The sequence below is a fragment of the Streptomyces viridosporus genome (genome assembly GCF_002078235.1).
GTDB lineage: Bacteria > Actinomycetota > Actinomycetes > Streptomycetales > Streptomycetaceae > Streptomyces > Streptomyces viridosporus.
Genome location: NZ_MSGP01000737.1, coordinates 1 through 6229 on the forward strand (window position 1 = coordinate 1; position 6229 = coordinate 6229).

Annotated in this window: 5 protein-coding genes and 1 pseudogene; 2 read left to right on the forward strand and 4 right to left on the reverse strand. The window is 75.0% G+C overall.

Features of this window, described 5'->3' with window-relative positions:
* Window positions 1-38: 38 nt before the first annotated feature.
* Window positions 39-662, forward strand: a pseudogene (locus B7L92_RS36790) (peptidoglycan recognition protein family protein); the annotation flags it as partial.
* Between the two features lie 121 nt (window positions 663-783).
* Window positions 784-1866, forward strand: a complete 1083-nt coding sequence (gene manB / locus B7L92_RS36795; RefSeq protein WP_081241494.1) for a mannose-1-phosphate guanylyltransferase — start codon at window positions 784-786, stop codon at window positions 1864-1866.
* Between the two features lie 196 nt (window positions 1867-2062).
* Here the strand turns inward: manB and B7L92_RS36800 are convergent, their stop codons facing one another.
* The 4 genes from B7L92_RS36800 to B7L92_RS36815 form a co-directional block, all read right to left on the reverse strand.
* Window positions 2063-3091 (reverse strand): DNA-3-methyladenine glycosylase family protein, encoded by a 1029-nt coding sequence (locus B7L92_RS36800; RefSeq protein WP_081241495.1) that lies wholly within the window; start codon window positions 3089-3091, stop codon window positions 2063-2065.
* Between the two features lie 93 nt (window positions 3092-3184).
* Window positions 3185-4501 (reverse strand): coenzyme F420-0:L-glutamate ligase, encoded by a 1317-nt coding sequence (locus B7L92_RS36805; RefSeq protein WP_081241496.1) that lies wholly within the window; start codon window positions 4499-4501, stop codon window positions 3185-3187.
* Window positions 4498-5457, reverse strand: a complete 960-nt coding sequence (gene cofD, locus B7L92_RS36810) for a 2-phospho-L-lactate transferase (RefSeq protein WP_081241497.1) — start codon at window positions 5455-5457, stop codon at window positions 4498-4500. The genes B7L92_RS36805 and cofD overlap by 4 nt, the downstream gene beginning before the upstream one ends.
* Before the next feature lie 85 nt (window positions 5458-5542).
* Window positions 5543-6124, reverse strand: a complete 582-nt coding sequence (locus B7L92_RS36815; RefSeq protein WP_081241498.1) for a cysteine dioxygenase — start codon at window positions 6122-6124, stop codon at window positions 5543-5545.
* Window positions 6125-6229: the final 105 nt, after the last annotated feature.

Here is a 6229-nt window from a genome sequence, read left to right on the forward strand (position 1 = left end):
CCGCGTGACGATGGCGGGCCGGAGCCACCGACCCGGCCGAGCAGCAGGCCAAGGCGTACATCGGTGCGCGGCCCGCCATCGTCACGCGGCGCGGCTGGGGGGCGGACGAGAGCCTGCGGGAGAAGACGTTCAAGTACACCGGGAAGGTCAAGGCGGCCTTCGTGCACCACACCGCCACCGGCAACAACTACACCTGCGAACAAGCGCCTTCGGTCATCCGCGGCATCTACCGCTACCACGTCGGGAGCATGGGGTGGCGGGACATCGGCTACAACTTCCTCGTCGACAAGTGCGGGAAGATCTACGAGGGCCGGGCCGGGGGAGTGGCGCAGCCCGTCCTGGGCGCCCACACCCTCGGGTTCAACAGCGACACCACGGGCGTCGCGGTCATCGGCTCCTACAGCTCCAAGAAGCCGTCGGCCGCCGCGGTGGAGGGCGTCGCCCAGCTCACCGCCTGGAAGCTCGGGCTGCACGGCATGAATCCGAAGGGGAAGACATACCTGACGTCCGGCGGTGGCAACCTCTACCAAAAAGGTAAGAAGGTACGACTGAACGTGATCTCCGGTCACCGGGACGGGTTCAACACCGCGTGCCCAGGGGGGAAGCTCTACAGCAAGCTCGGCTCCGCACGCACCACGGCGGCCGGTTACCAGGGCCGCTGAGGCGGCCCCGCCGTCCCTTCCTGCCGGAGACACGGCCGTCGCATGCGCTGTGGAACGGTCTGCATACACTGGCCGGCCGAAAGACAGTTCGGCCGGTCCCGGCAGGAAGCAGAGACGACAGGTGACAGAAGCGATCCTCCTGGTCGGCGGCAAGGGCACGCGACTGCGTCCGCTCACGGTGCACACGCCCAAGCCCATGGTCCCGGCGGCCGGAGTGCCCTTCCTGACGCACCAGCTGGCGAGAGCGAGAGCGGCGGGCGTCGAGCACATCGTCCTGGCCACGTCCTATCTGGCCGAGGTCTTCGAACCGTACTTCGGCGACGGCTCGTCGCTGGGGCTGCACATCGAGTACGTGACGGAGGAGGAGCCGCTCGGCACGGGCGGCGCGATCCGCAACGTCGCGTCCCGGCTGCACTCGGGGCCGGACGAGCCGGTGCTGGTCTTCAACGGCGACATCCTGACGGGGCTGGACATCCGGGCGCTGGTGCGGACGCACGAGGCGACGGGGGCGGACGTCTCGCTGCACCTGACGAAGGTGACGGACCCGCGGGCGTACGGACTGGTCCCGACGGACGGGACGGGACGGGTGCTGGCGTTCCTGGAGAAGCCGCAGACCCCGGAGGAGATCGTCACCGACCAGATCAACGCGGGGGCGTACGTCTTCCGCCGCTCGGTGATCGACACGATACCGGCGGGCCGGCCGGTGTCGGTGGAGCGCGAGACGTTCCCGGAACTGCTCTCGGCCGGGGCCCACCTCCAGGGCATGGTCGACTCCACGTACTGGCTGGACCTGGGCACCCCGGCGGCGTTCGTGCGGGGCTCGGCGGATCTGGTGCTCGGACGCGCCCCGTCCCCGGCGGTGCCCGGCCGCTGCGGTGACCGGCTGGTCCTGCCGACGGCGACCGTGGCACCCGACGCGAAGCTCGCGGGCGGGACGGTGGTGGGCGAGGGCGCGTTCGTGGCGGAGGGCGCGCGCGTCTTCGGCAGCACGATCCTGCCGGGCGCGGTCATCGAGCCCGGCGCGGTCGTCACCGACTCGCTCATCGGGACGCGGGCGCGGGTGGGCGAGCGGTCGGTCCTCACCGGGACGGTGATAGGGGACGGCGCGGTCATCGGCGCCCGCAACGAGCTCCGGGAGGGCGTCCGGGTGTGGTGCGACGCGAGGATCCCGGAGGGAGCGGTGCGGTTCTCGCCGGACCAGTAGGGGCACGCACGGGCGGGGCGCGGACCGTTCGGCCGCGGGTCCGCGTGCCGCCCGGGGCGACGGGGGTCCCCTGCCCGGGCGAAGCCGAGGGCCCGGGGGAGGGCGGGCACGCCGGCACCCCGTCGCCCGGCCCGCGCCCGCACCGGTCACCGGGCGACGCCGGGTCACGCGGCCCGTCCGGCCGGCCCGCCCCGCCTCAGAGCCGCCCGATGTCCCCGTACGGCATCCGCGGCGCCCGCCGCTCCGGCACCTTCCCGCTCAGCAGGATCAGCCGCGCGGCGCGGTGTCGCTGCCCCGCGTACGGCTCCAGCAGCTCCAGCATCACGGAGTCGTCCGCGTACCGGTCCCCGGCGAGGGCCCAGCCCACGATCCCCGGGAGGTGGAGGTCCCCCACGGTGACCGCGTCCGGCGCCCCGTGAGTGCGCTGCGCGGTCTCCGCCGACGTCCACGGCCCGATCCCCGGCACCAGCTCCCACCGCGCCCGCGCCGCCGCCGGAGGCATCCCCGCCGCCTCCTCCAGCCGCGCGGCGACGCGGACCGCCCGCAGGATCGTCGACGCCCGCTTGTCGTCCACCCCGGCGCGGTGCCACTCCCAGGACGGGATCAGCGCCCAGGTCCTCGGCGCCGGCATCACCGACATCCGCTCGGGCGCGGGCCCGGGCGCCGGCTCCCCGTACTTCCGCACCAGCAGCCGCCACGCCCGGTACGCCTCACCGGTCGTGACCTTCTGCTCCAGGATCGAGGGGATCAGCGACTCCAGCACCAGCCCGGTCCGCGCCAGCCGCAGTCCGGGACGCCGGTGCCGGGTGAGCGCCAGCAGTCTGTGCCGGGGCACGAAGGCCGACGGGTCGTCGGCCGCCCCGAGCAGTTCCGGCAGGCGGTCCAGGAGCCAGTCGGCGCCCGGGCCCCACGCCTGCCCCCGCACCTCACCGGCCCGCCGCGTCACCCGCAGGGTCCCGGGGCCGGCCGGCGTCAGGCTGGCCCGCCACACCGAACCGTCCGGCAGGGCGCGGAACGTCGGGTCCCCGGGCCCGCGCCTGAGCGGTCCGAGCACCAGGCCGAGGTCCAGCGGCCCGTCCGGCACCCAGGTCCGCACCCGCTCGGGGGCCGGGGCCCGCCGGGGCGCCCCCACGGGGACGGCGACGTGCCCGTCGCGCGCGGGGGCCCCTGCCCCGCTCCCGGGGCTGCGGGGGAGCGCGGGCCGGGGGGCGAAACGTCCTGCCACGAGGGATCCCGGAGGGCTGAGGGGGAAACGGAGGGTGCCGGTGGGCTCCTGAGCCGGTGGGCTCCTAAGAGGATAGGCGCCCGTGGATCCGGCTCACCGCACCTCGATGAAGGTGCCCGCGTCCCGCTCCGGCCGCGGGCGGGGGTCCTCGGCCGGGTGACCGACCGCCACCGCGCCCATCGGATCCCAGTCCGCGGGCAGCTTCAGGACCTCGCGGACCACGTCCCGGCAGAACATCGTCGACGACACCCAGGCCGAGCCCAGCCGCTCCCCGGCCAGGGCGACCAGGAAGTTCTGGACGCCGGCGCCCGCGGCGACCACGAACATCTCCCGCTCAGCCCCGTCCCGCCGCGCGTCCCCGTAGGTGTGCGAGCCGTCCATGACCAGGCAGGGCACGACCAGGTAGGGGGCGTTGCGCAGGACGTCGCCGCGGCGGATCCGCCGGGCGATGGACTCCTCCGTCCTGCCGTCCCGGCGCAGGTCCGCGATCCAGGCCTCGCGCATGGCGTCCAGGAGGCGGACCCGGGACCCGGGGGACTCCAGCAGGACGAACCGCCAGGGCGTGGTGTGGTGCGGCGCCGGGGCCGTCACCGCCGCGGCCACCGCGCGGCGCACCGCTCCCGGGTCGACCGGCTCGTCGGTGAAGGCCCGCACCGTACGCCGCTGGGTCACCGCCCGGCGCACGGCTTCGGACGTGCCGAGGCGGAACATGTCGTCGCGCGCGCCGCGGACCATGGCGCGCGCGCCCTCGCCGTCGTCCCGGGCCACCAGGTGCGGCAGCCCCCGGACGACGGCCACGGGGAGCCCGGCCGTCTTGCCCTTGACGAGGTCGCCCGCCGCGGCCAGTTCGTCGGCCGTGGCGACGACCGTGGCGCCGAGCGGATTGCCGTGCGCGTCCGTGCCGCCGCGCAGGTCGTCCAGCACGCGGACGCCCGCCGCGCCGATCGCGACGTCCGTCAGCCCGGCGCGCCAGGGGCGGCCGAAGGTGTCGGTGACGATCACCCCGACCGTGACGCCGAGGGCGTCGCGCAGGCCTTCGCGGAGCGCCCGCGCGGACGCGTCCGGGTCCTCGGGCAGCAGCAGAACCGTGCCGGAGGGGGTGTTGGAGGCGTCGACCCCGGCCGCGGCCATGACCAGGCCCTGCCGGTTCTCGACGATGCGCAGGGGGCCGCGCCGGGCCACCACGCGCACCGTCTCCGCGTCGATCGCGGCCTCCCGGTCGGCCGCCTCCACGATCCGGCCCTCGGCCTTGGAGACGATCTTCGAGGTGACCAGCAGGACGTCGCCGTCGGCCAGTTCCGGTTCGGCGGCCGCGATCAGCTTGACCAGGTCGTCGCCGGGCCGGATCTCGGGCAGGCCGGCCACGGCCCACACCCGGTAGCCGTCGGACGCCGTGCGCACGCCGCTCAAACCGCCCGCACCTCCTCCGCCAGCGCCAGCGCCTCCCGTGCCATCCGCGCGGTCGCGTCGACGTCGGTCATCATCAGCGGTACGGCCCTGCAGCGGATCCCGGCCGCCTCGACGCGCTCCACACAGGCCGCGTCGACCGTGTCGACCAGCCAGCCGTCCAGCAGACCGGAGCCGTAGTGCTCGGCCACCGCCGGGGCGGTGGACTCCACGCCGACCGCCGCGAGCACCTTGTCGGCCATGCCGCGCACGGGCGCGTCCCCGACGATCGGCGACAGCCCGATCACCGGCACGCCCGCGTCGGCGATCGCCTCCCGGACGCCGGGGACGGCGAGGATCGTGCCGACCGACACGACGGGGTTGGACGGCGGGAAGAGGATCACGTCGGCCTCGGCGATCGCCTCCAGGACGCCCGGGGCCGGCTTCGCCTGTTCCGCGCCGACCGGCACGACCGCCTCGGCCGGCACCGAGGCCCGCAGCCGCACCCAGTACTCCTGGAAGTGGACCGCCCTGCGCTCGCCGTCCAGCTCGACGGCGACGTGCGTCTCCACGCGGTCGTCGGTCATCGGGATCAGGCGGACGCCCGGCTTCCAGCGGTCGCACAGCGCCTCGGTCACGGCGCTCAGCGGGTAACCGGCGCCGAGCATCTGCGTCCGCACGATGTGCGTGGCGAAGTCCCGGTCACCGAGCCCGAACCACTCCGGGCCGACGCCGTACGCCGCGAGTTCCTCCTTGAGGTGGAAGGTCTCCTCGGCCCGCCCCCAGCCCTGCTCCTCGTCGATGCCACCGCCGAGCGTGTACATCACCGTGTCGAGGTCCGGGCAGACCTTCAGCCCGAAGAGGTGGATGTCGTCCCCGGTGTTGCCGATGACCGTGATGTCCGCGTCCGGCACGGCCCGCTTCAGACCGCGCAGGAAACGGGCACCGCCGATGCCGCCTGCCAGAACCACAATGCGCATGGAAACAGTGTGTCAGCCGCCGGGCCGACGCGTTGAGGGGCGGTGGCCGGGTGACGGACGGGCCGGTCCTGCGGGCGACGACGTGTCAGGCGGTCACGGACCCGGGTGCCGTGCGCGCCTCGCAGTGCGGGGCGGCGGGGGCCTCCCCGGTCGAACGGAGCCGGGACGGGGGGAGCATGGGCATCTCCGTCAGGCCCGGGTAGTAGACGTGCAGGCTGACCGCGGGCTCCAGCGTGTCGTTGACGACCTCGTGGACGTAGCCCGGCGCGAACACGCGCTGCGCCCCCGCCGCCAACGTGCGCGTGCCGCGCCCGGTGCGTTCGGTCAGGGCGCCGTCCAGCACGGTCAGCACGCCGGAGGAGCGGCCGTGGTCGTGGAGTCCGCTGCCCTGCCCGGGCACCCAGGACAGCAGCCAGACCTCGTAGCCGAGGGGGGCCTCCCCCGCCGGGGCGGAGCCGGGGGCCCGGGGGACGGCGCGCAGCCGGTGGTACCAGCGGCTGGTCGCGTCGTACCGCACGAGGTGCTCCCACTGGGAGCGGTCGGCGGCGATGGAGCGGGCCAGGCCGACGAACTCGGCGACGGTGGCCGGGTGCTCGCGGGGCGCCTGGAGCAGGTGGGGGACTTCGAGGATGTCGCCGGCGATCTGCAGGTCGCTGTCGCTGTTCATGGGTGCGGTGGTTCCTCGGCGGAGAAGGGGTGGGGGCGGGGTCTCGCGTCGCGGACGCCCGGGTCACGGGCGGCGCCAGGGGTGCCCCGGTCGGAGCGGGGGAAG

Excerpts from the sequence above, each read along its gene's own strand:
- cofD (WP_081241497.1), bottom strand. The coding sequence starts at position 5,457 with ATGCGCATTGTGGTTCTGGCAGGCGGCATCGGCGGTGCCCGTTTCCTG.
- B7L92_RS36815 (WP_081241498.1), bottom strand. The coding sequence starts at position 6,124 with ATGAACAGCGACAGCGACCTGCAGATCGCCGGCGACATCCTCGAAGTC.